This window comes from Psychrobacter sp. CX10, assembly GCF_057621575.2.
Window position 1 is genome coordinate 371,992 of record NZ_CM177736.1, and the last position, 26,610, is coordinate 398,601.

General features: G+C 40.2%; 20 protein-coding genes. 9 read left to right on the top strand and 11 right to left on the bottom strand.

Features of this window, described 5'->3' with window-relative positions; all coding sequences use genetic code 11:
• Positions 1-40: 40 nt before the first annotated feature.
• Together AC21OH_RS01490 and AC21OH_RS01495 are read right to left on the bottom strand one after the other, a co-directional pair.
• Complete coding sequence (locus AC21OH_RS01490; RefSeq protein WP_487370448.1) at positions 41-1,939, bottom strand: bifunctional protein-serine/threonine kinase/phosphatase; 1,899 nt, start codon at positions 1,937-1,939, stop codon at positions 41-43.
• A 333-nt stretch (positions 1,940-2,272) separates the two neighbouring features.
• A complete protein-coding gene (locus AC21OH_RS01495; RefSeq protein WP_486536811.1) occupies positions 2,273-3,094 on the bottom strand; it encodes a formate/nitrite transporter family protein in 822 nt (273 codons plus the stop codon).
• 614 nt (positions 3,095-3,708) lie between these two features.
• Here AC21OH_RS01495 and AC21OH_RS01500 point away from each other — a divergent pair.
• From AC21OH_RS01500 to AC21OH_RS01510, 3 genes are all read left to right on the top strand, one after another.
• Positions 3,709-4,701, top strand: coding sequence for a tetratricopeptide repeat protein (locus AC21OH_RS01500; protein WP_487370447.1), 993 nt, complete (start codon positions 3,709-3,711; stop codon positions 4,699-4,701).
• Positions 4,702-4,759: 58 nt separating this feature from the next.
• Positions 4,760-5,260, top strand: coding sequence for a hypothetical protein (locus tag AC21OH_RS01505; protein ID WP_487370446.1), 501 nt, complete (start codon positions 4,760-4,762; stop codon positions 5,258-5,260).
• Between the two features lie 178 nt (positions 5,261-5,438).
• A complete protein-coding gene (locus AC21OH_RS01510; RefSeq protein ID WP_486536840.1) occupies positions 5,439-5,600 on the top strand; it encodes a DUF2256 domain-containing protein in 162 nt (53 codons plus the stop codon).
• Positions 5,601-5,610: 10 nt separating this feature from the next.
• On the opposite strand, the gene AC21OH_RS01515 is transcribed toward AC21OH_RS01510, so the two are convergent.
• Positions 5,611-6,333 carry a hypothetical protein gene (locus tag AC21OH_RS01515; RefSeq protein ID WP_487370445.1) on the bottom strand — a complete coding sequence of 241 codons (723 nt, stop codon included), beginning with the start codon at positions 6,331-6,333 and terminating at the stop codon, positions 5,611-5,613.
• Between the two features lie 613 nt (positions 6,334-6,946).
• Here AC21OH_RS01515 and AC21OH_RS01520 point away from each other — a divergent pair.
• Both AC21OH_RS01520 and AC21OH_RS01525 read left to right on the top strand, forming a co-directional pair.
• Positions 6,947-7,951, top strand: coding sequence for an IS110 family RNA-guided transposase (locus tag AC21OH_RS01520; protein WP_487371723.1), 1,005 nt, complete (start codon positions 6,947-6,949; stop codon positions 7,949-7,951).
• A gap of 401 nt (positions 7,952-8,352) precedes the next feature.
• The gene (locus AC21OH_RS01525) at positions 8,353-8,790 is read left to right on the top strand and encodes an REP-associated tyrosine transposase (protein WP_491139927.1); all 438 of its coding nucleotides are present in this window, start codon (positions 8,353-8,355) and stop codon (positions 8,788-8,790) included.
• Between the two features lie 5 nt (positions 8,791-8,795).
• On the opposite strand, the gene AC21OH_RS01530 is transcribed toward AC21OH_RS01525, so the two are convergent.
• From AC21OH_RS01530 to AC21OH_RS01550, 5 genes are all read right to left on the bottom strand, one after another.
• A protein-coding gene (locus AC21OH_RS01530; RefSeq protein ID WP_491139564.1) for an IS3 family transposase occupies positions 8,796-9,871 on the bottom strand; the annotation gives its coding sequence in 2 pieces (ribosomal slippage) (positions 8,796-9,616 and positions 9,616-9,871; 1,077 coding nt in all).
• Between the two features lie 293 nt (positions 9,872-10,164).
• On the bottom strand, positions 10,165-10,857 hold the full coding sequence (locus AC21OH_RS01535) for a hypothetical protein (protein WP_487370910.1): 693 nt from the start codon (positions 10,855-10,857) through the stop codon (positions 10,165-10,167).
• Positions 10,858-10,872: 15 nt separating this feature from the next.
• Complete coding sequence (locus AC21OH_RS01540) at positions 10,873-11,403, bottom strand: hypothetical protein (RefSeq protein ID WP_487370909.1); 531 nt, start codon at positions 11,401-11,403, stop codon at positions 10,873-10,875.
• Positions 11,404-11,561: 158 nt separating this feature from the next.
• A complete protein-coding gene (locus AC21OH_RS01545) occupies positions 11,562-11,954 on the bottom strand; it encodes a hypothetical protein (RefSeq protein ID WP_487370908.1) in 393 nt (130 codons plus the stop codon).
• A 79-nt stretch (positions 11,955-12,033) separates the two neighbouring features.
• On the bottom strand, positions 12,034-13,992 hold the full coding sequence (locus tag AC21OH_RS01550; RefSeq protein ID WP_487370907.1) for an AAA family ATPase: 1,959 nt from the start codon (positions 13,990-13,992) through the stop codon (positions 12,034-12,036).
• A gap of 557 nt (positions 13,993-14,549) precedes the next feature.
• Between AC21OH_RS01550 and AC21OH_RS01555 the strand changes: the two genes are divergently transcribed.
• Positions 14,550-16,427 (top strand): WG repeat-containing protein, encoded by a 1,878-nt coding sequence (locus tag AC21OH_RS01555; RefSeq protein ID WP_487370906.1) that lies wholly within the window; start codon positions 14,550-14,552, stop codon positions 16,425-16,427.
• 106 nt (positions 16,428-16,533) lie between these two features.
• Here the strand turns inward: AC21OH_RS01555 and metH are convergent, their stop codons facing one another.
• Together metH and AC21OH_RS01565 are read right to left on the bottom strand one after the other, a co-directional pair.
• A complete protein-coding gene (gene metH, locus AC21OH_RS01560; RefSeq protein ID WP_487370905.1) occupies positions 16,534-20,352 on the bottom strand; it encodes a methionine synthase in 3,819 nt (1,272 codons plus the stop codon).
• Between the two features lie 307 nt (positions 20,353-20,659).
• Positions 20,660-22,204 (bottom strand): alanine/glycine:cation symporter family protein, encoded by a 1,545-nt coding sequence (locus AC21OH_RS01565; RefSeq protein ID WP_487370904.1) that lies wholly within the window; start codon positions 22,202-22,204, stop codon positions 20,660-20,662.
• 492 nt (positions 22,205-22,696) lie between these two features.
• On the opposite strand from AC21OH_RS01565, the gene AC21OH_RS01570 reads away from it, so the two are divergent.
• The 3 genes from AC21OH_RS01570 to AC21OH_RS01580 all read left to right on the top strand — a co-directional run bounded on the left by AC21OH_RS01570 (position 22,697) and on the right by AC21OH_RS01580 (position 25,680).
• Positions 22,697-23,308 carry a LemA family protein gene (locus AC21OH_RS01570; protein ID WP_487370903.1) on the top strand — a complete coding sequence of 204 codons (612 nt, stop codon included), beginning with the start codon at positions 22,697-22,699 and terminating at the stop codon, positions 23,306-23,308.
• 357 nt (positions 23,309-23,665) lie between these two features.
• Complete coding sequence (locus AC21OH_RS01575; protein WP_487370902.1) at positions 23,666-24,895, top strand: TPM domain-containing protein; 1,230 nt, start codon at positions 23,666-23,668, stop codon at positions 24,893-24,895.
• 182 nt (positions 24,896-25,077) lie between these two features.
• Positions 25,078-25,680, top strand: coding sequence for a TPM domain-containing protein (locus AC21OH_RS01580; RefSeq protein WP_487370901.1), 603 nt, complete (start codon positions 25,078-25,080; stop codon positions 25,678-25,680).
• A 113-nt stretch (positions 25,681-25,793) separates the two neighbouring features.
• On the opposite strand, the gene AC21OH_RS01585 is transcribed toward AC21OH_RS01580, so the two are convergent.
• Entirely contained in the window at positions 25,794-26,540 is a 747-nt protein-coding gene (locus tag AC21OH_RS01585) for an NAD-dependent deacylase (RefSeq protein ID WP_487370900.1), read from the bottom strand.
• Positions 26,541-26,610 lie beyond the last annotated feature (70 nt).

The following is a 26,610-nucleotide window of genomic DNA, read 5'->3' on the forward strand; positions in this document are numbered from 1 at the left end:
TTCAATAACAAAAAACGGGCACTACAACTATCACGTTAAACTAAAGATATTGATGGGTTATCAGTCCGACGACTATTAGCATCAATACACCGCAAAGTGCTTGCCAAAAGCGTAATGGATCACGCTCAATAAAGGATAAGCTTGCTTGAGGTCTGAAGTTCTGACTGGGATGATTTAACTCATAAATAAATTCAGACACTTCGCCATAACGTCGCTTGGGATCAATAGCAAGGGCTTTATTGATGGCATAAGTTATCCACTGTGGCACGTCAACAGCATACTCACTTAAAGGGCGCACCGACAATTGTTGTTGAGCTTTTTTTGTGTAGGCACTGGTTAATTTCATTCCATAAGGCAGATGACCGCTTAGCATCTGGTAAGTGATCACACCTAAACTGAAGATATCACTTTGTTCGCTACCCAGACTGCTAAGCATGTATTCAGGCGCACTATATTGCAAGCTACCAGGGATATCAAACGCAGAGTTTGCCATATTGGTGTCATTTGTTAACCCGATTAGTAACGCTTCACCAAAGTCGATAATTGTCACTGTACCTTGTTCGTCAATAAGTACATTTTTTGGGCGTAAATCACGATGAATAATCTCACTACGGTGCAATGCCTGTAGTCCGTTAGCTATTTGTTCGATTATAGCGCGAACTTGGTTAAGGCCGGGCTTCGGATGTTCGTGCATCCACTGGTCTAAGCTTTGTCCTTCAACATAGTTACTAAGGGTATAACATTTAGTTCGTGGTAGAGACACTTGTGGTGCACGCATTAAGTGGTCGTTGTCCAAACGTCTTGCTATCCATTCCTCCATCAGCATGGCATCTATGTGAGCTTGATCGTTCTGCTTTTCGACCGAGGGGGTTTTTAACACATAAATAGGTGAATCCCCATGTTTATTTGAATTGATTTCATCATCGTTATGAGTAGTTACCAAATAAGTATGACTACGTGGGGTTATACTTAAGGTTCTGATAACCCGCAGACCATCTATCACATCATCTTTACGTAAACCATCTACAGCAGGTAAGTGACGATTTTGAGTATAGAGCTCGCTTAGTAACGCTTCAGGTAGGGCATGGATATCTACTATTAACGCACTAACATCGTCGTTGGAACCAGCATCTACTGCGAGCTGACACAACTGTTGGGCACGGTTAACCTGTAGATTATCTTCGAAGTTAGTATCAGCAGAGCTTGTATTGATTGCACTGATATTAACAGTATCAACCAAAGTGTTGTCAGTAATAAACTCATGCACACCATCGGTTACCAAGCAATAAGACGCTCCCTCTACCGCTTCATAACTGATGTAATCCAAACGCAAATGGTCATCCAGTCCTAATCCTGCACTTAAATAGACCTTATCATCATCATATATTTGGCGATGCTCTTGGGTGAGCTTAGTTACCTCGTTATCTTGCACCACCACGGCGCGTACATCGCCTGTACTAAAAATATGTATAGTACGTGATTGTACAATCATGACAGTTAACGCGCACACATAGCCTTTGTCCTTATTAAAGCTGTGCCCGCCTTGACGGCTTTGGCTAACTAACCACGAATTTAATGCATAAAGTACTCGAACCCCAGCCGTTTTAACTGACCACGTTTCAGGAGTAGCAAGGTAATCGTTAATAAAGCCATTGACCGCAATTTGACTGGCTTCTTTGCCAAATACACTGCTACTAATACCATCGGCTAACGCAAATATAGCGCCGTAACTGCTAAATAAAGAAGGCTTAGCATGTGGTGGTATATAGGCAAGCAAAGCATCTTGATTCTCACTTTTATTAGTACCTGTCTGCGTATAGTGAGTTAAAGTAAGCGTTGGGGTTAAATTAGTATGGTTCGGTGTATTATTGAACGAATCTATACCGTTACTATCAAGGTCATCATTAGCAATAATCTCGTCTAATTTTGATTCAGTCATAATTTATATCCACCTAGGGCGTTTCATCAATTCGTACAATTTCATTTAATTGGGCTAAAAATAGCTAAATCTTGACATACTTCGTCAAATAATTGGTAAATATCGCGATATTTAATGCTTTATTTTCCTTGTCTGACTGCGATTTATCTTATTTTTATCTCCATTTTTAAAATGATGATACGCCCTAGCACAATCAAACTATTCTTTCTAAAAAACCTCACCTAAATATTGATCAGGTGAGGTTCATTAACTCTATTTGCAATTACCAAAGCATCTAAAGTCTGCTTATAGTTGCTTTTACACAAACTATTCGGTTATTTAACGTACTGCATTTTAAGTCATAGGATTAATATTGCGTTCTGGGCGGGTACGAACGTGAGTAAGATATAACGGTAAACCGACAAATACCAAACCGCCTACCAAGTTACCCAAAGCGGTAGGAATTTCGTTCCAGACTAAATAGTCCATAACCGTAAAGTCGCCACCCATAATCATTGAGAACGGGAATAAGAACATATTAACAATCGAGTGCTCAAAACCCATATAAAAGAACAGCATGATAGGCATATACATGGCAAGCATTTTACCCGTAGCAGAGGTAGAAATCATTGCACCCACTACGCCCATCGACACCATCCAGTTACAAAGCATGCCACGAATAAAGATAGAGAGCCAACCGCCCCAACCGTGCGACTGATACCCTAAAGTACGAGATTCACCAATCGTACCTACTTTAGCTGCAATTGCGCCGCCATCGGTTTGATAACCGTAGGTTAAAATAAACGAAGCTAAGAAGGCAACGGTGATCGCACCGCAAAAATTACCTATAAACACCAAGCCCCAGTTACGCCATAATTGACCCATCGTTGCCCCTGGTCGTTTATCGATAACTGCTAATGGTACTAAGGTAAATACGCCAGTCAACAGGTCAAACTTCATGAGATAAAGCATGATAAAGCCAACCGGGAAGAGTAGCGCGCCTAATAATGGATTGCCCGTATTGGTGGCGACGTTAATAGCAAAAAAGGCAGCCAATGCCAATACCGCACCTGCCATAAAGGCACGAACAAAGGTATCGCGGGTCGACATGGTCATCTTCGAGACGCCCGAATCGACCATTTTGGTTGCAAACTCACTCGGATCAATATAAGACACTGTCTATCTCCTAAAAAAATAACAAATATTTATTAAAAACTGATATTAATAATAATGAAGCAATATGCGTGCCAAGTGATTAGACGGGCATACGTGTATCTGGTGATTGGGTTATTTAAGTTTTGATAAGGCAAGAGAGTTGTCAGTATTAGCAGTATTGAGAAAGATTAAGCTTTGATAGGTTAAAATGTTTGATAGGGAAATAATGCGATTTGAGAATTCATCGATTATCTTATCTTAATGAAAATACGATTTGCATGTAAAAAAATCACTTGAATGCTAAGCTGTGACAATTGAGCTTTAACATTCTACATAGCTAAAGATAAAGTGGTGAACATAATTATCAGCAAACATCCCATATAAATAAACACGCATAATATTAGGACAGGTTATGACCAAGACTTAAACTAAAAACAACACCGCAAACATAGAGAGCTATCAAAGAGAAGATGGACAGGCTGACATTCGCGTCCAGTTTGAGGATGATAGCGTCGACGAACTTATGAAGAGTCACGGTGTTAACCTCGCTAAGCATACTGAAGTAGTACTCGCACTCGATTGCCTTCTGACTACTTTAAAGTTCTTTGACTATATAATCCTATTAGAGATTGACGATGCCCTTTAAAAACGCCTTAAATACCAGCCCAAATCAAACCTTAAATCAAAAAAAGAAGCATAAGATCGCTTTTAGTTCGCCATCCTTTATAACAATGGCTACGGTCGTCTTTGCCTTGTTTGCAATGCCTCATCAAGCCAATGCCCATACCGACTGTTATTGTCTTATAACCGATAATATAACGGCTGAACAGTTCTATAAACAAGGCATGTTTATTTTAAGTAGTCAAAACGGTAATGTGGATAACACAGAAGCACTAAAGTGGATACAACAAGCTGCAGATATGGGTTATCCACTCGCCCAGCAATACGTGGCTACCCATCAAATATTCCATTCAGATACAACCGCCAATGTTGATACGGGTGTAGAGATGTACACAAAGCTTGCCAATGAAGGCGATGCTGGCATGCAATTTGCGCTTGGTATGATGTACGAATCGGGCAGTGGGGTCGAGCAAGATTACGCCAAAGCGCTAAACTGGCTGAACAAAGCTGCCGATCAAGGCGATGCAGGTGCGCAACATTTTCTTGGTGTAATGTATGAAGAAGGGAAGGGCGTTCCTCAGGACTATAGTAAGGCAAGGGAGTGGTACTACAAAGCGGCTATGCAAAACGAAGGCATCTCTTTATACAACCTTGGTTTGATGTATTTAGAGGGTAAAGGGGTCGCCCAAAATTATAACCATGCCATTGACTGGTTTGAAAAATCAGACACGATAGGTTATGTCGGGGCTCAATATAAATTAGGTGAGTTATACGAGCAAGGGTTGGGTGTGCCGCAAAACTATGAGACGGCTATTCGCTATTATCAAAAAGCCGCCGATGATGAGTATCTTGAAGCGATGTATAGACTCGGTGAGATGTACGAGCAGGGTATTGGTCTACAGCAAGATTATAAGCTAGCCAAAGCGATGTATCAAAAAACGTGTGATATTCAACATTATGAAGAGGGGTGCGACAAGGTTAAGGCATTAGTTGCGAAAGGGTATTAACCCTTTATTTAATAGATTGTGAAGCCTAATACTAAAAAAAGAAATGGTGATAACTATCATGAGCAAACATTCCATTCATTCCAGTTTTAGAGAAAAGCTTATCGAGCATGTCTTTGTCAGTGAGATGCTAAAACTATCATGGCAACAAGGCGATTGCGCACTAGAGGTACTAAAGCCAGAAGTGGATAACGCAGGCTGTGATATCGTGTTAGAGAACAACAACGTGATACGCCACATTCAGCTCAAAGCCTCCAAACTTGGCGGTAGAACGTCCCGCCAAAAGATAAACACCAAGCTCGCCACCAAACCGTCAGGATGCGTGGTATGGATTGTCTTTGATGAGGACACGCTCGCGTTTACCTCGTTCTACTTTTTAGGAAGCGCGGCGGGCAAGCGGTTACTGGGGCTAGACGATGCTAAAATTGCCAAGCACGTTAAAGCAAATAGCGAGGGCGTCAAAAATGAGCGGCCTAATATTCGTACTGTGAACAAAGGGCAGTTTACCAAAGTTGATTCCATTGAGGCGTTGTATCAGATGTTGTTTTTTAGTAGTTTGTGAGGTGTGGCAAAATAAACATATAGCGGCGTAAATAAACGTATTAAAGATATAAGGATAGGAGATGACCAAGCCTCAGACTAAAAACAACATTGCAAGCAACGGTGCAAACCCAGCTTCTATATCCATACATCTTGCAACCCAACCCTTAATTCAAGACAAGACTGTTTAAGATAAAATTATGGCTCATAAGAAAAAGAACGCCCGCTTAAAAGAATGCCCTGTCTGCCAGCGTGAGTTTAGCTGGTCTAAAAAGCTTGATAAAAACTGGGACAGTATGGTGTATTGCTCAGATAAATGTCGCCGTGTGAAGAAGTACGAAGGTGTGCAAAAACCCGAATAGACGGTTAACCCTAATACGCTGGTAACGCCGCATTGCTAATTAATGCAAGCTGATTAACATCAATCGTCGCAACAAACAGGTCATCCGTCTTGCGATACACCACCGCATAAGTATTATCGCCTATATATTCAGTGTCTAAAACCTGATAAATATCCTCAATCAACTCGACATATCCCGACCCATCAGGTTTCGATAGCGCATAGGTAATGTCATCATTAAAGGTGAGCCTTTTATCGCCATTGGTATCCGCCTTGACTACCTGATAGGCATAAGCGTTAACAGCCGTTTCTGATTCGCCAACTTGTCTAAATTCCGAGGCTTGCTCAGCGCGTAACGGGTTTGACTTCATCAAATAGTGGTTTTGGTTAATCAACCAACGATGCGCCTGTGTCTGTAAATTATAAAACAGTAAATTACGTGTTGAAATGGTTTCTTTACTGCCATAAGAGCTGCCGCCTCGCTCATAAGACTGACTCGTATTAAGCGGAACTTTCATAAAGCTCGTGCCTGTTACCACGGACGGATCGCCGTAAAACAAGTCCTCATTAATCTCAATACTGTCCTCAACGTTAACCATGTTCTGTCTTGAAATACCACGCGTCATATCGCCTAAAATATCTACTGCTAACGCAATCAAGCCGATAATTACCATTAATAGTGCACCTGTACCAGCTAGGGCAATCACAACCGCATTAAAGCGCCAAAGTTTACTATAAAATGAGGGTTTTTCCATAATGGGGCTGCCTAAAGGTGAATAAACGTAGAATGAGGGCAACCAATGAGGGCAATCAATACTGGCTAAGTACCAAAAGGCTGTCTCAATGCTAAAAACTCTCGTGGTTGGTTAAAAGGCACTCATCTATTAATGCGTGTTGGCTCATAAAGATTGTCCCATAATTCTACATAATCTGTCCAATCGGGGTTAGAGATGGCATAAGTGCGCTTATCATCATCGCTTAATCAATTGCTGTTATCGGTATAAGCTTTTCTGAAGACTTCAGTTATCGCAGAATTTGCGACAACTGCCCAAGATGATAAAACCTATCAAGTCGAACATTAGAACCAAAAAGAAACACTGATTAAGCTGATTATCAATGTGTTGGCTTTAGATGAAGGGTAGGCGAGGTTTTATAAGTAGCTATTCCCGCTTGTATGTTAAAAAAGCCATAGATAAGTGTTAACCTTAGCTATGGTAGCAGGTAGAGTGAGCTAGTGATCCCGCTATAGCCAAAGAGCTCGACGCAAAGATAAAGCCCTCTACCTGTATTTCTTTAGATTGAATGGTATCAAAGTGCCTTAGAAAATAAAACTAAGAGACACTGTATTCACAAGGGAAATGCAAAGAAATGACCTATCAAGTATACGTTGGAATTGACATATCCAAAGCTAAATTTGACGCAACATGGCTAAACAAAGAAGGTAAAAAGGTTAAAAACAAAGCCCACAGCAAAACCTTTACTAATGACGAAAAAGGCTTTGCAATCTTTACCAAATGGCTAGCTAAGCAAAGCACAAACAAGAAACCGGATGAATGTCTTATCATCATGGAAGCCACAGGCATATACTATGAGAACCTAGCCTATGATCTACATAGTAAAGGCTATACAGTATCCGTTATTAATCCGGCATATGCCAAACAATTTGCAGGTGCCATCGGCAGTCATCACAAAACCGACAAACAAGACGCGTACGTACTCGCGCAATACGCCTATACAAGGCACCCTAAAGCATGGCAGCCAGAACCTGAGCACGTGAGAAAGCTCAAGTATCTGCTAGACCGTTTAGACACGCTCAAGGCTGATAAAAAGCGAGAAAGCAACCGTCTAGAAAAAGTTGAATCTAGAAAAAGCTATGACAACGATATCGCCCAATCTATAAAACAAGTGATAGACACTTATAACGAACAAATAGATATCATCCAAGCCAAAATAGATAAACACATAGGTAATCATCCTGACTTAAAGTTAGGCTATGACAACCTAGTTAGCATTCCAAGCATAGGTAAGACAGTCGCACCGAATGTATTGTCGCTACTCCTATCTAAGGACTTTAAGGATGCTTCGCAATGTGCCTCATTTGTTGGATTAACCCCTATACATATACAGTCAGGAATCTTTAAAGGAAGAAGCCGTATTAGTAAAAAAGGGGATGGCAACCTACGATCGAAGCTGTTTATGTGTGCTTTATCTGCAATTAGTTGCAATCCTGATGTTAAGCAACTATATGAGCGACTGCTGAAGAGAGGAAAATGCAAAAAAGTGGCTTTGATTGCAGGTATGAGAAAGTTATTACAGATTTGCTATGGTGTGATAAAGCACCAAAGCAAATACAAACCTCAAGTTGCTATTTGATAGTAATTTGAGTTGACATATAAGATGGTATCTTTTCGTTCCTATCTTGTCTACCCACTGTGGCGGTGACTAATAGCCAGTAGCGTTCCTGTTGTCTCGATACCGCTACTGGCTAAGTCACCGCGACACAGTGGTCAAACAAGTATATCCGCTACAATCGGGGCTAAACCGCACCTAAGGCAAAGTTAGGCTATGGTGATTTAGCTGTGTGATTTCCTCTCATAAATAGGTCAATGAAATGGTGCGCAGGGCGCACCCTACATAATCAATCTGACATCAGGCTATAATTGTTTAGCTGTGAAAGCATCGTACTAGCTTTTCGTAAGTAAAGAATTGAACGAATATGATCTCCCGTAGGGTGCGCCGTGCGCACCAATTCATACAAAACAATGGTAAAAATAATGCCGCGATATATACGCTTTAACGCTCAAGGTGGCATCTACTTTTTTACGGTAGTGGCGTATGAACGTAGAAAAATAATGTGTAATGACGATTTTCTTAACGCATTTAGACAGAGTATCAAACTCATTCAGCAACAATTCCCTTTTGAAATATTGGCATGGGCGCAAATGCCTGACCATCTCAATTGTATTTGGCAGTTGCCAATGGATGATGCGAATTTTAGTATGAGTTGGTCGCAGATTAAGCGACTTACCACACAGGCGTGTCCGCAGTATCATCTGCCCCACGATAAATTAAGTGCATCAAAAATAAAGAGAAATGAGAAAGGCATTTGGCAAAGACGGTTTTATGAACATAAGATACGCAATGAGCAAGATCTAATCGCATATATGGATTATTTGTGTAAATACCCCATCTTTAACACAACATCATCGTAGAATCGTTAAGCCACCTGTCTGTACTGGGCAGGTGTCATATCATCAAGTGAATCATGGGGTCTTTGGGTGTTATAAACCTCAATCCAATCTTCAGTCAGTTGATTGACCTCGTTTAAATTGTTGAAAAGGTAACAATCTAAAACCTCATTGCGATAACTGCGATTAAACCGTTCAATATAAGCATTCTGATAAGGACAACCAGGTTCGATATAGTCAATGTAAATACCGTGAGCCGATGCCCAATCAGTGAATACGTGTGAGGTAAACTCACTACCATTATCCACACGAATTTGCTTAGGGTAACCATGCCACTCGGCTAGCTGATCAAGGTAGCGAATCACTCGAAGTGAGGGGATGCTGGTACCAATATCAATGCCTAATACTTCACGGTTATAATCATCAATCACATTAAAGGTTCGAAAGCGAATATTGTTATGTAGCTTATTGCTCATAAAGTCCATAGACCAAGTATGCCCAAATGCACTTGGCACACTTAGCGGCTGAGGATTGCGTGCTGGCAGTCGCCTTTTAGTCTTACGGCGTAGGTTTAAGTTTAACGCTTTGTAAACACGATGTACGCGCTTGTGATTCCATGAATAGCCAAGTGCTCGCATACGCTTAAAGCACTTTGGAAAACCCCAGCGATTATGCTTGTCAGTAAGCTCATTTAAGACATCAATAATCTCACTGTCATCAGATAGTTTAGGCTTGTAGTAATAAGCAGTTCGACTCATGCAGACCACCTGACAGCTAACCACAATACTAACACCATACTGCGCCTGCAGTTCTTGTGCCCAGACTTTACGTTCAAGGACAGGCGCTATAGCTTTTTTATGATTTCTTCCTGCATTTGTGATTTGAGGCTTAAATCAGCATACATCTGTTTAAGCCTACGGTTTTCTTCTTCTAGTTCTTTTAGTCGCTTGACGTCAGAGGCTTCCATACCTCCGTATTTAGACTTCCACTTGTAGTAGGTTGAACTAGCAATACCGTATTTACGGCACAGCTCTTTGGCAGGTATTCCAGCTTCTGCTTCTTTTAAAATTGATACTATTTGGGTTTCAGTCATTCGTTTGCTCATGTTAAAACTCCTTATGGGTATTTTATAAGAAATTCTACGTTTGAGCTGTGTTATTTTAGGGGATAGTTACATTTGCATTACAACCCTGTTCAGCATGGATTGGTAGATAATGTGGCCGATTGGCCGTATTCCAGTTTTCACAGGTTGGTTAGGGAGGGCAGTTATCCTGCAGATTGGGGATGTGGTGAGGTTGAATTTTCCGAAGGTTCTGAAAAAATTTATAGTAATTTTTAGAGTATTAATAGGCTTTAGTTAGGTTGTTATTAGTGCGAGAGGGAGGCGACCTACAGAGACTATTTATAATTTATAGAGTTTTTATCTACCCATTCAATAATATAATTTTTTAAAGTAATTAATTTCTGTTTATCGATTAAGTTTCTAGGATCATTTTCATCTAAATACACACCCCATTTCCCAAACTCACCCCCAGGGTTAATATTTCTACATTTAAAGAACTCATTATATGAATAGTATTCGATTAGTAGTTTCTCAAGAGCACCAGCATAAACTGCTGGTAATTGATGGTAATGAATAAAATACTCTCCAAGCTCTCTAATTCTTTTTACTTTAGGTTGGGTATGTATTCTTTTGCGATAGTCAGTAGTTATACCAATGTAGATTTCATTTTTAAAAGTAATTGTATATATATCCCAATAGAAATCCACAGCACCTTTTGGTCGATTAATTTCATTATGTATAGACTGGTAAATATAATCACATTGTTTTGAGTGGTAATCTTTAATTAATTTAGGGATAGTAAAGTTGTAGGAAGAATCAGATATCTTAAAACTCATCGAACGTTTTACACTTTCAGCATAGTCTTTCGGTTTGCCAGCCATGTAAGTATCAATGAGTTTTAACCTCTCTGATTTAGCAATATTATCTAAACGTTTTTTTTCTGCAAATTTACGCTGACGCTCTTTTTCTTTAAGGTCACTTAAATATTTGTCCCTTCGGAAAATTGAGTTTAAAAAATCTACTAACATAAATTAAAACCTTGTTTAAAAGACTATATAGCCACTACGTATTTTTTCACGTGAATCCTTTTCTTCAGAAGATAGTGGTCTAAGATATAAGTTGGTTAAGTAAATTAATGAGTATTTTTTAGAGTGAATATTTTCTTGAATTTTATTAAATGATACACCAAGAAATACTTCAATAGCTTCTTTACAAATTAAAGGGTTATTCCAATATTCAACATCTAGCACTGTGAGAGTCATAGGTAGGTTGTCTTTAGTATATTCGCATATAGAGGCTACGACCATGTGATAAGAAGTAAGAGCAGTAATAATATAGTTTTCTTTATGGTAGTGATAATTAGTATAATCGTATTTTACTATGAAATGATCGTCTATAGCTTTGCCTTTAGATGATATAACTTTTCTAACTTCAGTTGCTTCTAGTGGGCGCATTAAATTAGCACTACCTTCGAAGGTCTTTTGTGATTGTTCCTTATCGAAATTCTTATTTGCTTTAAAACTTATAGTCTTAAGTTCTTTGGGTTCAAAATTTTTAGGATTATGTTCAAACATTAAAATCTACCTCAAAATTAATTTTTTCTTAATATGTTTCAATAACAATGATGCACACGGCGCATACTATTTTAAATCATCCCTAAGCCAAATTAGGAATTATCTACTTCTTATTTGAGTTATGATTAGCAGGTTGGGCATATTTTAAGTAGTATTATTTAATGAATTGCAATAAATTGCTCATAAAGTAAAGTCATTTCTTTTGTTATGGTTGTCGCATGTTCAGGAGAACAACTAAAACATTCATCAGCATAACATTGCTTGTTATCTGGCAGTCTAGTCCACTTGAATCTTGGTATACGATTACCTTCATCAGTTAAACGCGAATGTGTCATAGCTTCTACCGCAACAGTAGCGTGTAGTGTATTCAGAGGTGTAATACTAAAGCATTCCCAATCAGTTACATCACCATAATTCATTCTTTTTAAAGCCTTGATTCGTGCAGGTTTGTTAGAACGTCCGACTTTTACCATATTTGTTGTAACACTAAAAAGTACATAGACATGGTATTTAAGATTTTCAGGTATTTCACAAGGTTCAAAATTTATCATGATTTTTTGTTTATAGGGTGCTCTGTGCGCACCGTTAAAGTTTTGGTTAGTGTACGGGACTAGAAATTATATTATGAAATTAAGCGTTGTGCTTTTTAACATGTTCAAATATTGCTTCACATAGCATCTTAGCTGATTCGGTTAATTGCCATTCCTCATCTTGCATAAGTTCAACAATATCATGGCAAAATTCAGTCTTATTTTTTATCGTACCTTGTCCACTTTCTGAAAAGGTAAAAGGTTTATCATCTTTATTTAGCTCAGGTAAATCATTAGTTTTACGCATTTTGTCTAGAACATTATCAAGGTACTTTCCAATGCCTTTAGGAGAATCTTCGTAGCTACTACTGAATAAGTTTGAATAGATAACTTTATAAGCTAGTTTGTTCTTATTGCCTTGGCTCGCTAAACCGTTATCAGGACACCTTTTAAAAAACATTTTCATCAAAAGCTCTTTTGGTAAAGTGTTTTCAGTCTCTTTCCCTCTAGTAATAACAATTCGGTCACCTAACTGTTCGTCAATCGCTTTAAACCTCTTTTTGTTTTTAATATCACTATCAGCAACTACTAACGCATTTGATGTCACTAGCAAAGCATCCAATCCTTTAATCTGGCTACTATCAATGCGGTCTAATGAGTTTTCGCTAAAATCCCAGTGTTCGAGATTAGAACCTTGATACTCTACAAACGTATAATGATAACCATCAATAAAACGTGAATAGTCTTTCCATTTTCCTGCATCATTGTCTTTTAATTCTTCTAAGTATTTCTTTAAATATTGCACGAAGTAAAGACGGTCAGTGATACCTTCTACCCAAATAGTACAATTGGCTAAAAAGACAGATGACGGGGATACGCCAAGCGTTTGTAAGATAGTGCGGTCGCCATTACAGCGTTTAATAACGGTTTCGTTTTTGCTTTTATCGTCTTCTAAGGGTTTCTTATCAACACGATACAAAGCAATACGATTGTCTTCATTAATCATGTCTAGTAGATAATTAGAATGACTGGTTGCCATATAATAATGGTCAGTCTCGTCTAATAGAAATTTCATTAACTGCTTAACGTAGCCTGCGTGCAAGTGCATTTCTGGCTCTTCAATGAAGAAAAATGAGGTTTCTGTAGTCAGAAAAGCTTTATAGGTTAGGATAATAATTTGTTGCAGACCGTCGCCAAGTTTTGAAATAGGGAACTGGTCTTCAACACCGATTTTAATCTCTATACTGTCACTTTTTAAATGTGGAATAATAGTAATAGTTTCATTATTGAAAAAGTAATGCGATAACTTTTGTTGATATTCCTGTATACGTTGTCTTTCTTCAGGTTTGCCTAAAAGGGAGTCGGTCAAAAGTTCGAAAAAGTCTTCTCCAGAGATGATTTGATTATCTTTGAAGGAGTAGTCTTGTAAAGTACGGTTTAGTAGTGGAGAGATATTATTATTTAATTCATTATTTGAATAACAGATTTTCTTCAGACTCCTTAAAGCGTCTAAATAAAAAATATTATGACTATGAAGTCTCAGTTGATAAATATCACTCTGTAGGGATTTTAGATGTTTAATTAGTAAATTGAATTTGTCTTTAGGGAAAAAATTTAGTGTTTGTCTCGGGATTAAACTAATAATACTTGTTTCATAATCATTCGAGTATGAATTTAAAGAATTTACATTAGTGCCCTCAATTCTATTCTTTATTTCTTGAACTCTATTAATTAATATTTGATAGTTGTTTTCAATACTATGATACGTTTGCAGGTGCGTAATATTTGTACCAATATCTATCTTAGAATTTAAACTTCGAAAATAATCATCTACTTCATTTAGAATTTTTAAAACGGACTTTGGTGTTTCGTATAAGATTTTATTTTCATTAATGATGGAATATGCAAGGTTACGCATAAAGCGACTTTTACCAGCATTGTTAGCACCCACAAGTACGTTTAGACGTTTCAACTCAAACGGGTTATCTCTATTTAAACCTTCTTCTGAATCAAAGTCTGTGAAGTCTTCTTTGAACCATAGTTTTATTGATTCATCCATGGGAAAATCCGTTTGTGACATAATAAGTTAAATAGGGTGCGCCCCGTGTACCAATCGAATTATAACAATTATGCTCAATTGTTTTTCAAAAAGGTGCGCACGGAGCATCCTACAGCATAAATTTGGTTCTATAGACAAGCGTTGCACCGTAGAAGCGGTTTAGCCGTGATTTGAGAACCGTTAAAAAATTGCACTGCAATTTTAGGTTCGCAAGAGAAAATCCCTTAAAGGGGGTTTTCTGGAAGGATATACTTGGCACAGCACAGTGTTGCGGGCGCTTGGCAAGTGGCGTTATCGAGATGACAGGAACGACAGTTGCCATTAGCGCCCGCCACTGTGCAAGCCATGATTGAAGCGTAAAGCGCGAATAGCTACATATTTAGATTTAACCACTTCTCTGCAGTTAGTATGCCCTAGTCCTTGTGCGTTCAGCACAGTTAATATTATCGAAATAATTATAAAACGCCTTTAAGACAGTCTAATAAAAATTATATACTGTATTCTCATGTTATTTAATACACATAATTAAAATTCCTACTTTGGTAAACCATAAGTCTATGCAAACCCTTTATTTAGATAATCCAGTAGTAAACAAAATCTTAAAAGCGCGCTATATCCTTTCTATAATTATTTTATTCATTCCTTTACAAGTACAAGCAAGTTTTAGCTGTCAACTTGATAAAGGTTATCAGCTGCCTAAAGAGTTAAATTTAATTGCATTTTGTTCATTTAACGATGAGTTAGCTTCTGTAGAAAACCAACTATTAAATAAATATGGCGCCGTGAATCGTCAAGGCGAAATAGTCATTCCCGTAGAGTATGACACTCCCTTTAGGTTTGTAATGGGCAGAGCGCTGGTTAAAAAAGGTGAGGATTGGCTAATTATCGATACCGATAATAAACAGATAGCCAAATTTGATTTTCAAGAGGCAGGGAGTTTTGGTGCTAAAGGATTAGCAGAGGTTAAACAAAATGATAAATGGGGGTTTATTAATACCAAAGGTGAAATTATTGTAGAGCCAAAATTCGACAATATCATTTATGGTTTTGAGTACTCAAAGCTTAATGAAGAAGTGGTTGCAACGGTTGAGTTACAAGGACGGCAAGGCGCTATCAACCTAAAAGGTGAAACAGTAGTACCCGTTGTATTCGATGAGATTGATACTGAAGACCATATTATATTGGTATATCAAAATGACAAAATGGGAATATACGATTATTCAGGTCGGGTGATACTGCCAGTCGAATATGAGCCTAGTGGTTTTTATTCAGACTCTAAATGGAATGACAGAAATTGGTTACGTCTTGTCAAGGATGGCAAAGTGGGAGCCACCGATAAAAAAGGTCATATTGTTGTCCCGATCAAATATAATGAGGTTGAACTCATCAGTGAAAAGCGCTTTAAAATCTCTAAAAACGGTAAGTATGGAATATATGATATAAATAATCATCATGTTCCATTACTTTATGAATTTATTGGGGAGTCATCAGATAACTTAATTCGAGTAAAGCTTAATAGCAAGTGGGGATATCTTGATACGTTTAATGCATTTATGCCAGTTGGCTATGATCATGCTCATGACTTTGATGAAGGTCTTGCAATCGTTGGTAATAACAAAGAACGTAATCAAACGCTCAACTCGAAAGACGATCTGTTTTTATGGGGATTTATAAATACCCTAGGTGAAGAAGTTATTGCGGTAGCTTATGAAGACGTTAGACCGTTCAAAGATGGTTTAGCACCTGTCATGCTTAAGGGTAAATGGGGGGTTATAGACTCTCTAGGTAATAAAATCATTCCTTTTGAATACGATGCAATTAGTAGTTTCGAGCAGGGCTATGCAATAGTGGCTAAACACAAGGGCAATGTACCACTTTGTAAAGATTATCGTTACGTCGACTTTGAAGATGATATCCGACTTGAAGCAGAGGCAGAAGCTGAGGCAGAAAATGAGTTAATGCCTGACGTAGAGAATGCAACTAGTGATAAAATGAATTTAACCTCGGAAACTTTGACTTGTAATAGTCGATCGTTTTACATAGATGACATAAGAGATAGAGAATACTTTGGTATGACGTTTGGTATGGTCAGCAGCCAAGGAAGTGAGGTGCTTCCTGTTAAGTTTGATAATATTACTAGGGTATCGGAGGGTACGGTAGGAGTAAAACAAAATGACATATGGGGATTTATGACGGTACAGGGCGAATTCGTTCTACCTTATCAGTTTGATCAAATAATCCCTCCATTCAAAAACGGTACTATTCAGGTGGATATTTGCACTGATGATAGTGGTAATCGTATTTCATGTGATTCTGATGAAGTGAATATTTATTCAATACACATTGATAAATATGGCAATGTCATTAGAGAGGTATGGGTTAGTCATAGAATCGCAGAAGAGGCTGATGGCGTAGATGATACCATTAGTGATTGAGTTTAAATAGATTTCCATAAGACTTAGTTAATAGTACTTAACAAGTTAAATTACAAATAAACGGACTTAAAATAAAGAAGCCCGTTTATTTATTATTCAACTCACCCTAAGCCAAATTCGGATTCAACCACTTCTCAGCCGTCTGCATATCCCAGTCCTTACGCTTGGCGTAGTCCTCCAACTGGTCACGCCCAATCTTACCCACATTAAAATACACACTTTCAGGGTGTGAATAATAAAAGCCACTAACAGATGACGCTGGCCACATGGCAAAGCTCTCGGTCAAGGTCGTGCCAATGGCATTGGTAGTATCGAGCCAATCAAACAGCTTGCCTTTTTCGGTATGCTCAGGGCAAGCAGGGTAGCCGGGGGCAGGGCGGATGCCGACGTATTTCTCTTTAATTAGTTCTTCATTGGTCAGGTTCTCGTCAGGCTGATAACCCCAATACTCGGTACGAATCAAACTATGTAGATGCTCAGCAAAGGCTTCGGCTAAGCGGTCACACAGGGCTTGAACCATGATGGCATTATAGTCATCGCCTGCTTCTTTATACTTGTCCGCAAGCTCGGGCGCGCCCACGATAGACACAGTGAATCCGCCGAGATAGTCGGTAATGGTGTCCGACGGTGAGATAAAGTCGGCTAGGCTATAATTGGGCTTGCCACTGGCTTTGTCCGACTGCTGGCGTAGGTGCTCAAAGTGATGGGTGGGTTGTCCGCCATCGGTAGGCGCTTTGTCGTACACGGTTAGGGTGTCATCACCAGTGCGACGTGCCGGCATGAGTTTGAACACGCCTTTGGCAATGACCAGTTTTTCGTCTATCATTTTGCGTAGTAAGTCTTGCGCGTTACCAAATAAATCTTTGGCTTCCTCGCCAACCACATCGTCATCGAAGATTTTCGGGTATTTACCCACGAGTCCCCATGAGATAAAGAATGGCGTCCAGTCAATGTATGGCAGTAGGTTGTCGATAGGGTAGTCGTCTAAGATGACTTGCCCGAGCGTGTTGGGTACAGGTGGCGTGTAGCTGTCCCAATCAAATTGGAAGCCCTTTTCGATAGCGTCTGCATAGCTTAATTTAGCGGCTTTAGGCTTACGGTTGGCAAGGCGGGCACGTACTTTTTCGTATTCGGCACGAGTCTCTGCAATGAGCTCGACACGGTGTTCTTTTGACAGCAGTTTGGTGACCACGCCTACTGAGCGAGAGGCATCGGTGACGTAGATAACCGCATCGTTTTGATAATTGGGTTCGATTTTGACTGCGGTATGTGCTTTGGAAGTGGTCGCCCCGCCAATCATCAGCGGTAGCGTCATGCCACGCTCTTGCATTTGCTTGGCAACATATACCATTTCGTCAAGGCTTGGGGTAATCAAACCCGACAGCCCGATGATGTCGCATTTCTCTGCGATAGCGGTGTCTAAGATTTTATCGCACGGCACCATCACGCCCAAATCAACCACGTCGTAACCGTTACAGCCGAGCACCACGCCCACAATATTTTTACCAATATCGTGTACATCGCCTTTAACCGTTGCCATGAGCACTTTACCTTTGACTTCACCCTCGACCTTTTCTTCTTCGATATAGGGATTTAGCCAAGCGACCGATTGTTTCATCACACGGGCAGATTTCACCACTTGCGGTAGGAACATTTTACCGGCACCAAATAAATCACCGACCACGTTCATGCCGTCCATGAGTGGACCTTCGATAACGTGTAGCGGTTTGGGGTATTTTAGGCGTGCCTCTTCAGTGTCTTCATCGATATAGGTGGTGATGCCTTTAACTAAAGCGTGTTCGATACGTTTTTCAACCGATTGCTCACGCCATGATAAGTCCACCGTACCATCATTCTTTTTACCGCCTGCAACGTAGCTTTCCGCCACATCCATGAGACGTTCGGTGGCGTCTTGACCGCTCTCGCCTTGATTGCGATTCAGCATCACATCTTCGATGGCTTCACGGGCATCTTTTGGAATTTCGTCATATACTTCGAGCATGGCAGGGTTGACGATACCCATGGTCAGCCCCGCTTTAATGGCGTGATATAAGAACACGGCATTGATGGCTTCACGGATGGGATTGCCACGAAAACTAAACGACACGTTAGAGACACCGCCCGATACCATGGCATTGGGTAAGTTGTCGGTTATCCATTGGGTGGCATTAATAAAGTCGGCGCCGTAGTTGTTATGCTCGGGGATACCAGTGGCGACCGCAAAAATGTTGGGGTCAAAGATAATATCTTCACTGGGGAAGCCCACTTCATCGACAAGTACGTCATAACTGCGTTTACAGATTTCGATTTTACGCTCGTAGGTGTCGGCTTGACCGTCTTCATCAAATGCCATAACGATAATGGCGGCACCGTAGCGCATGCACAGCTTGGCACGTTCGACAAATTCATCATGCCCTTCTTTTAAAGAGATAGAGTTAACAATCGCTTTGCCCTGCGTGCGTTTTAAGCCTTCTTCAATAATGTCCCATTTAGACGAGTCAATCATCAGCGGTACACGGCTGATATCCGGCTCACTGGCGACAAGGTTTAAGAAATGCCCCATAGCCGCTTTGGAGTCGAGCATGCCCTCATCCATGTTGACGTCGACAATTTGTGCGCCGCCCTCAACTTGATTTAATGCCACCTCTAATGCTTCGGTAAATTCGCCTGTTTTGATGAGGCGTAGGAATTTTCTTGATCCGGTAACGTTGGTGCGCTCGCCCACATTAACAAATAAGCTGTCTTTAGTGATGTTAAACGGCTCAAGACCAGATAGTCGGCAGGCAGGGGTAATGGTAGGTATTTTGCGTGGAGGGTATTTTGCCATCATATCTGCTATGGCTTTAATGTGGCTTGGTCGCGTACCACAACAACCGCCGACGATGTTTAAGATGCCTGATTTACCGAAACCATCTAGCAGAGCGGCAGTCTCTTCGGGCGTCTCGTCATATTCACCAAATTCATTAGGCAGACCTGCATTAGGGTGTGCTGAGATATAAGTATCGGCAACGTCCGATAACGTTTGGATATGTGGTTTTAACGCATCGGCACCGAGCGCACAGTTAAAGCCAACCGATAATGGCTTGGCATGACGAATCGAGTTATAAAACGCTTCGGCGGTTTGCCCAGACAGCGTACGCCCCGACGCATCGGTAATCGTGCCTGATATCATTATCGGTAGCTCAAACCCTAACGCTTCAAACACGCCCGTGACTGCAAATATCGCCGCTTTGGCGTTTAGCGTATCAAAAATAGTTTCAATCAAAATCAGGTCAACGCCGCCTTCAATCAGCGCATACGTTGCCTCGGTATAGTTGTCGACCAACTCATCAAAGGTGACGTTACGAAACGCAGGGTCATTGACATCGGGCGATATCGAGCACGTACGCGACGTAGGACCAATCACGCCTGCCACGAAACGGGGCTTATCTGGATTTTGAGCGGTAAACTCATCGGCAGCCTCACGAGCAAGTCGTGCCGCCTCACGGTTAATCTCAGGCACCAGATATTCCATGTCATAATCTGCCATCGAAATCTGCGTACCGTTAAAGCTATTGGTCTCAATAATATCCGCACCAGCATTTAGGTGGTCAATATGAATCTCTTTAATCATTTGCGGCTGGGTCAGTACCAGCAAATCATTATTGCCCTGTACGTCTTGCTCAATATCGGCAAAACGTTCGCCTCGATAATCCGCCTCTTGTAATTTATAGGTCTGAATTTGCGTACCCATAGCGCCATCGAGCATTAAAATACGTTTATCAAGCTCGGCAACAATGCGTGCGCGAGCGGTAAGTTGCTCGTCTTTAAATGGCAACTCACTGGGCGGAATAAGGTTAAAATTATCGGGGTTGTGCTGTTTGTGTGTTTTGTCTTGAGGAGCAGCGTTGTCTAGGTTATGTTCAGGATGTGCACAGGTCGTCATAGGGCTTTCTTATAAAAATAAAATATTAGTAAAATAGCGGCTCAATAGGGGCAATAAGGTCTTATTTTATATACGCATATTAAAATTGATAAAAATAGTATTTATAAACTACTAGTTTAGCATATTAAGCGTTCCTGCCGCATTTGAGTTATATATTTGCCTATTTTGATGATGTCTTGTGATATTCAAATAGGATCAGGCTAGAGGTAAAATTATTCATGCAAATAACAAAAAGCCCAATATATTAATATTGGGCTTTAAAACGATTTGAATATTCTGATTTAAAACATGTTTAATAAATTAAGTATTATAAAACATCTTTACGCTTAGCAGCTTCCGCTTGTTTATGACGCTCTTCCCAGTAAGTGGCGTTTTTGATGCCAAACTTAGCAGGATTAAACACAAAGCGCTTAGCAGTCGTACCGCCGCCTGCTTTGAGCTGAGCTTCGTAATCCTTAAGAATGTCAAGTGCAGGGCGAGCCACAAAGAAGATAATGATAATGCCGATAATATTTAACCAAGCCATTAAGCCAACACCAACATCGCCAAGACCCCAAATGTAGCCTGAAGTATTTAGCGCACCATAGGCCACCATAAACATAATGACAATTTTAACGGCGAATAAGCCGCCCTTGGTTGCACTCTTACCACCAAATCGCGTTAAGTAAGAGATGTTAACTTCAGCAATATAGTAGTAGGCCAAAATAGTAGTAAAAGCAAAGAAGAATACAGCAACTGCAATAAAGGTATTACCAAATGTACCGTAAACAGATTCCATCGCCATTTGCGTAAATGATGGAGAGCTTATAGCTGTATCCGCAGCAACGTTTTGAACTAAAAATTCACCGTCTGGTAACTCACCTTGGATGTTATACATATTAGTCGACAAAATCATAAAGGCGGTTGCAGAACAAACCAATAAGGTGTCAACATATACTGAGAACGCTTGTACCAAACCCTGCTGAGAAGGATGATCAACAGAGGCAGCCGCCGCAGCATGTGGTCCTGTACCTTGACCAGCCTCATTTGAGTAAACGCCACGTTTAACACCCCAACCAATAGCAGCACCGAAGCCAGCTTGTGCGGTGAAGGCATCGCCAATAATCATACCGAACACTTCAGGCACCATGCTAAAGTTAGTAAACATAATAAGCAGTGCGAGTATGATATAACCTAGCGCCATAAAAGGTACGGCATATTCGGTGAATTTGGCGATACGCTGAATACCACCAAAGATGATAAAACCAAGCACGGCAAGGATAATAACAAGTGCAATAATACGGGTAGAGCCGACTTCCATACCAAACAAGTTCATGGCAGAGCCTTCACCAGCAACTTGTGCGACGGCGTTAACCACACCGTTCGCCTGAACGCCTGGTAAGAAAATACCACAAGCAATGATCGAGGCAATCGCAAACAAAATGCCATACCATTTTTGACCCAAAGCTTTTTCGAAGTAATAAGCGGGACCACCGCGGTATTCACCGGTGACAACATCACGTTCTTTATAAATCTGACCAAGCGTTGATTCTACATAAGCAGTTGAAGCGCCTAAAAAAGCTACAACCCACATCCAAAATACCGCACCTGGACCACCGAAGCCGATGGCAGCGGCAACACCTGCAATATTACCCATACCAACACGACCAGCTAATGACACCGCTAGTGCTTGGAATGAGGATATACCATCGTTATCAGGTTTACGCTTAAATAAAAGACGAATCATCTCGCCAAAAAGACGAACCTGAACAAAACGGGTTAAAATTGAATAAAATAAACCTGCGCCTAAGCACAGATAGATGAGCGCTGGGCTCCAAATAATGCCATTTAAAGCACTAACAATGCCTTCCATAGTTCTATCCTAGTGTAGAAAATTGAACGGGTCTGGAATGTTCAACTAAATTAAATCACATAGGTGTACAGCGCTTATTTAATTAATAGAATCTAAAAAACCCATCAATGCAATTAGATAAACACAAACACCACTCGAAATAAACCTGTGTCAATGTAAGAGTATTTGTTCAAATGTTACACAAATTTACCACTACGTAACTTTAATTTGCCACAAAAGAAACAAAAATGCCAGATTATTTTTAAATTAAATATGGTTATATCAGTTATTTTGTATAGATTTAAAGCTATAAAAACATCATCAAACTTAATAAACTCCTGCTTATAAGGTTCATGATGAGTAAAGTTTAGTTAATCTTACAATTTATTCAGTGGATAGGGTTTTGAGCACAATATTGATATCCAAAATTTACAGTCCCTATATTTACTATTAGTACTCATTAGCGTTAAGTTCACTTTAATATTTTTAGCTTAAGATTTGGAGAAATTTAATATGACACGTCAATCAATTTTTAAACCATTAATGCTATCTATCGCCATCGCTACTTCTGCGGTTAGCTTATCCGGCTGTGGATACAATAATCTTCAAGCTCAGGACGAGCAAGTTACTGCAGCATGGTCTGAGGTGGTTAACCAATATCAGCGCCGTGATGATTTGGTACCTAACTTAGTTAAAGTTGTGAAGCAATATGCGGATCAAGAGCAAGAGGTGTTTACCCAAGTTGCTGAAGCGCGATCACGTGCGGGTAGTATCCAGCTAACACCAGAGGTGTTAAATGATCCTGAAGCGATGGAGAACTATCAAGAAGCTCAAGCGCAGATGTCGGGCGCCCTGTCTCGCTTGATGGCAGTATCAGAGCGTTACCCAGAGCTCAAATCAGATGGATTGTTCCAAGACTTGCAAGCACAGTTAGAAGGTACTGAAAACCGTATTACCGTCGCTCGCAACCGTTATATTGAGCAGGTCCAAGGTTATAATACAACAGTACGTCAATTCCCAACTAATATTACTGCCAAAGTATTTGGTATGGACACCAAGCCTAATTTTACAGTTGAAAACGAAGCAGCGATATCGACTGCACCAGAAGTTAATTTTGGGGAATAACCTGCTTGTACAAATAAACTAATGCAAAGGTTGGTTTCAATTTAAGAGTGAAAAGAGGTAGTCTAAAAATTAGACAAATTTATAAAGTAATACGCGTTATTAGATAGAACTTGTTTGTATAACCGATATTACAAATGCATTGTACTACCTCCTTTTCACTCTATATATGATCAAGCGTCTAACCTTAAAGTTGGTCTTAACTTAAAAAAACTTTTTCATTGAGCTAATTTTAAAAGCATATTATTACTGTAGACACTCATTGAAAATGTTCACTGAGTCTTGGCTTCAAGTCAATACAGTTATTCATATACTAGTTTTATGGTAATGGCATTATAAATTTAGGTGGTAACGATTAATATGCAAAACTTAAAGCAACGCTTGTCAATCATTACATTAATAGGCGCTAGTTTGTTTGCCATGCCTTTAAGTTATGCTGACACTGCGACGGCGACTGCAAATCAGAGCGTAGATAATGTAAATACTCTAGATAACACAAATAACTCTGGCGTACAGTCAAGCCAAAGTGTCGAAGATTTGATTGCAATTACCCAAGCTGGTAGACAGAACGAAGCAATCAATGATGCTGTGCTAGGCAATGAAGCTATTAGAGACAACCTGCCTAACCTGTCCGAAATTGGAGAAGCTTCTACGGATGATGTAGATTCATCAACTGGAGTAGCAGCGGATAGTCCTGCGCCGCGTCAGTCTACGGCGCAGAGTGTCGATAATGATAAATTAATCCTTAACTCGCCTGTCGTTGATCAAGCCAATATTTTATCCCCTCAAGAAAAGCAAGTTCTCAGTCAACGATTACGCAATATTTATGATCAAGGATTAGCGCAAGCGGCGTTAGTTACCGTACCATCGACCAATGGTATGGATATATTCCAGTATAGTCTGGAGGTTGCCGAGCGCTGGGAGTTAGGGGAGGCCGCAACCGACGATGGGTTGCTCATATTGGTGGCAGTAAATGATCGAGATGTCTATATACATTCAGGGTATGGGCTTGAAGGTGTGCTGCCTGATGCTGCCCTTAATCGTATTATAGATGAGGATATCACACCCTTTTTTAAGCAGGGTGATTATGCCGGCGGTCTTATAAAAGGAATTAACCGTATTGAAGAGCGGTTAGTGGCTGATCCAGATATATTAGCCCAATCTGATGAACTCGCAAAAGAGCGCCAACGAGGTCAAGCCATGGATGCAGAGGCGCCCTCATTATTTGGCACTTTAATTATTGCGTTTATTTTTGGTATGTTTTTGACGTCAGTTTTTGGTCGTATATTAGGCTCTTTATTTGCTACAGGTGGCTTTATATTAATGTCACTGAGTAGCGGTGGCGGATTTATCACGACTCTATTCTTAGCCTTTTTCTTATGGCTTTTTCTAATTTCTCGCGGTGGCGGGAAAGGTGGTGGAAGAGGGGGCCGTGGTGGCGGTCGACGTGGCGGAGTTGTTTTCTTCCCAGGTGGCGGATTTGGCGGCGGCATGGGTGGTGGCGGTTTCGGCGGCGGTGGATTTGGTGGTGGCGGCTTCGGCGGCGGCGGCGGCGGTTTTGGTGGCGGCGGTGCTGGCGGATCGTGGTAGTGATCACAATCATATGCAAACAGCGAACATATGCTAACAGCGAATCGCTCATATGTGAACAGTTTATAGGCTAACAAGCCATGTTCGTACAACCATACCAATAAACCACATATTTATTGTTTATAAATTAATTAAACGCTAATCACATTGAAGTAGACTTTAGGCTTAAGGTAACGCGAATTATGCAACACCCATCACAGCAATCACCAAATCATCAAGATAACAACACTGATGTTCCCTTAACGCATCCTAATATTGCTGAGGGACATGACGTGTTTAATGAACCTAGCTTTTTTAGGTGGTGGCGACAAGCATTGTTTGTACCTATATTACATAATCGCTGGGTTTCAAATGAGGCTCTATCGCGATTAACTGCAAATGTCGCACAAGCTGAAAAAGGTCACCGTGGCGAAGTTTTCTTAATTATAGAGAATCATATTCCGATAAATATGGCATACCGCATTGGTAGCCGTGAGCGTGCGATAGATCTGTTTAGTTTGTACCGTGTTTGGGATACAGAAGAAAATACAGGCGTGCTCGTGTACGTTAATATCTGTGAGCATACCCTCGAAATTGTAGCTGATAGGGGTATCAACTCCCATGTAAGCCCAACGGTATGGCAAGCGATGTGTGACAAAGCCATAGCGGGTATGTCAAAAGGTAATGTCGAAAAGAGCCTATCGGACTTACTTGAAGAGATTGGTCAATTACTAAGACAGCACTATCATCTTGAGCATGATCCAGAGGGTAATGAATTATCAGATACAGTTGTATTTCTAAAGTAGTTATCAATAACGAAAAGTAGCTCTCAGAAAGCAGCTATTAAATTGTCACTATATCTACAAGCTGTTATTTATAAACAGATATCTATAATAAATAGTAATTTATAAACGAATACCTATAAGCTTTCTACCAATTTGGGCAGTACTTCGCCTGCTTTACCTTCTAGAACCACATCTATTATAGGATTTTGAGTGGGATTTAAATTAATCTCGATAAGTTTAGCACCGTTTTGTTTTGCTACTTGTGCTAATCCTGCTGCGGGATATACCAAACTTGATGTACCAATACTTATAAATACATCACAGTGATTAACTGCATGTTCAGCAAACTGCCATTCATCTTGTGGAAGCATTTCACCAAACCAAACAATATCTGGGCGAATGTTCCCGCCACATTCAGGACAACTAAAAAGTTGTTCGTTGTCGTAATCAATAGGTGCATCATAAGCTTTATGACAATTACTACACTTGTTTTTCCATAGATGGCCATGTAAATGGGTAGCTTTCGCTCCTGCTTGCTCATGCAAGTCATCAACGTTTTGGGTAACTAAATAGACAGTCTTATCATTTGTATCAGCCCAGGTCATCAAGTCCGCTATTGCGTAATGAGCGGGGTTAGGCTGCTTGTCCTTTACCAATCCGCGTCGCCACTGATACCAGGTCCAAACCATTTCAGGATCACGCTCAAAAGCCTCGATGTTGGCTAAATCCTCGGCACGATAGTTCTCCCAAAGTCCAGTTTGCTTATCACGAAACGTAGGAATGCCACTTTCAGCGGATATTCCCGCACCTGTTAATATACAAATGCGCTCTGATGTGGCTATAATGTCAGAAGCAGTATGATGATTAGATAATTTATTCATAATGTACTTAATGTCATAAAATTTGGTATAAATGAATTAAAGCAGTTGTTCATTTATTAGTTGTCTATTT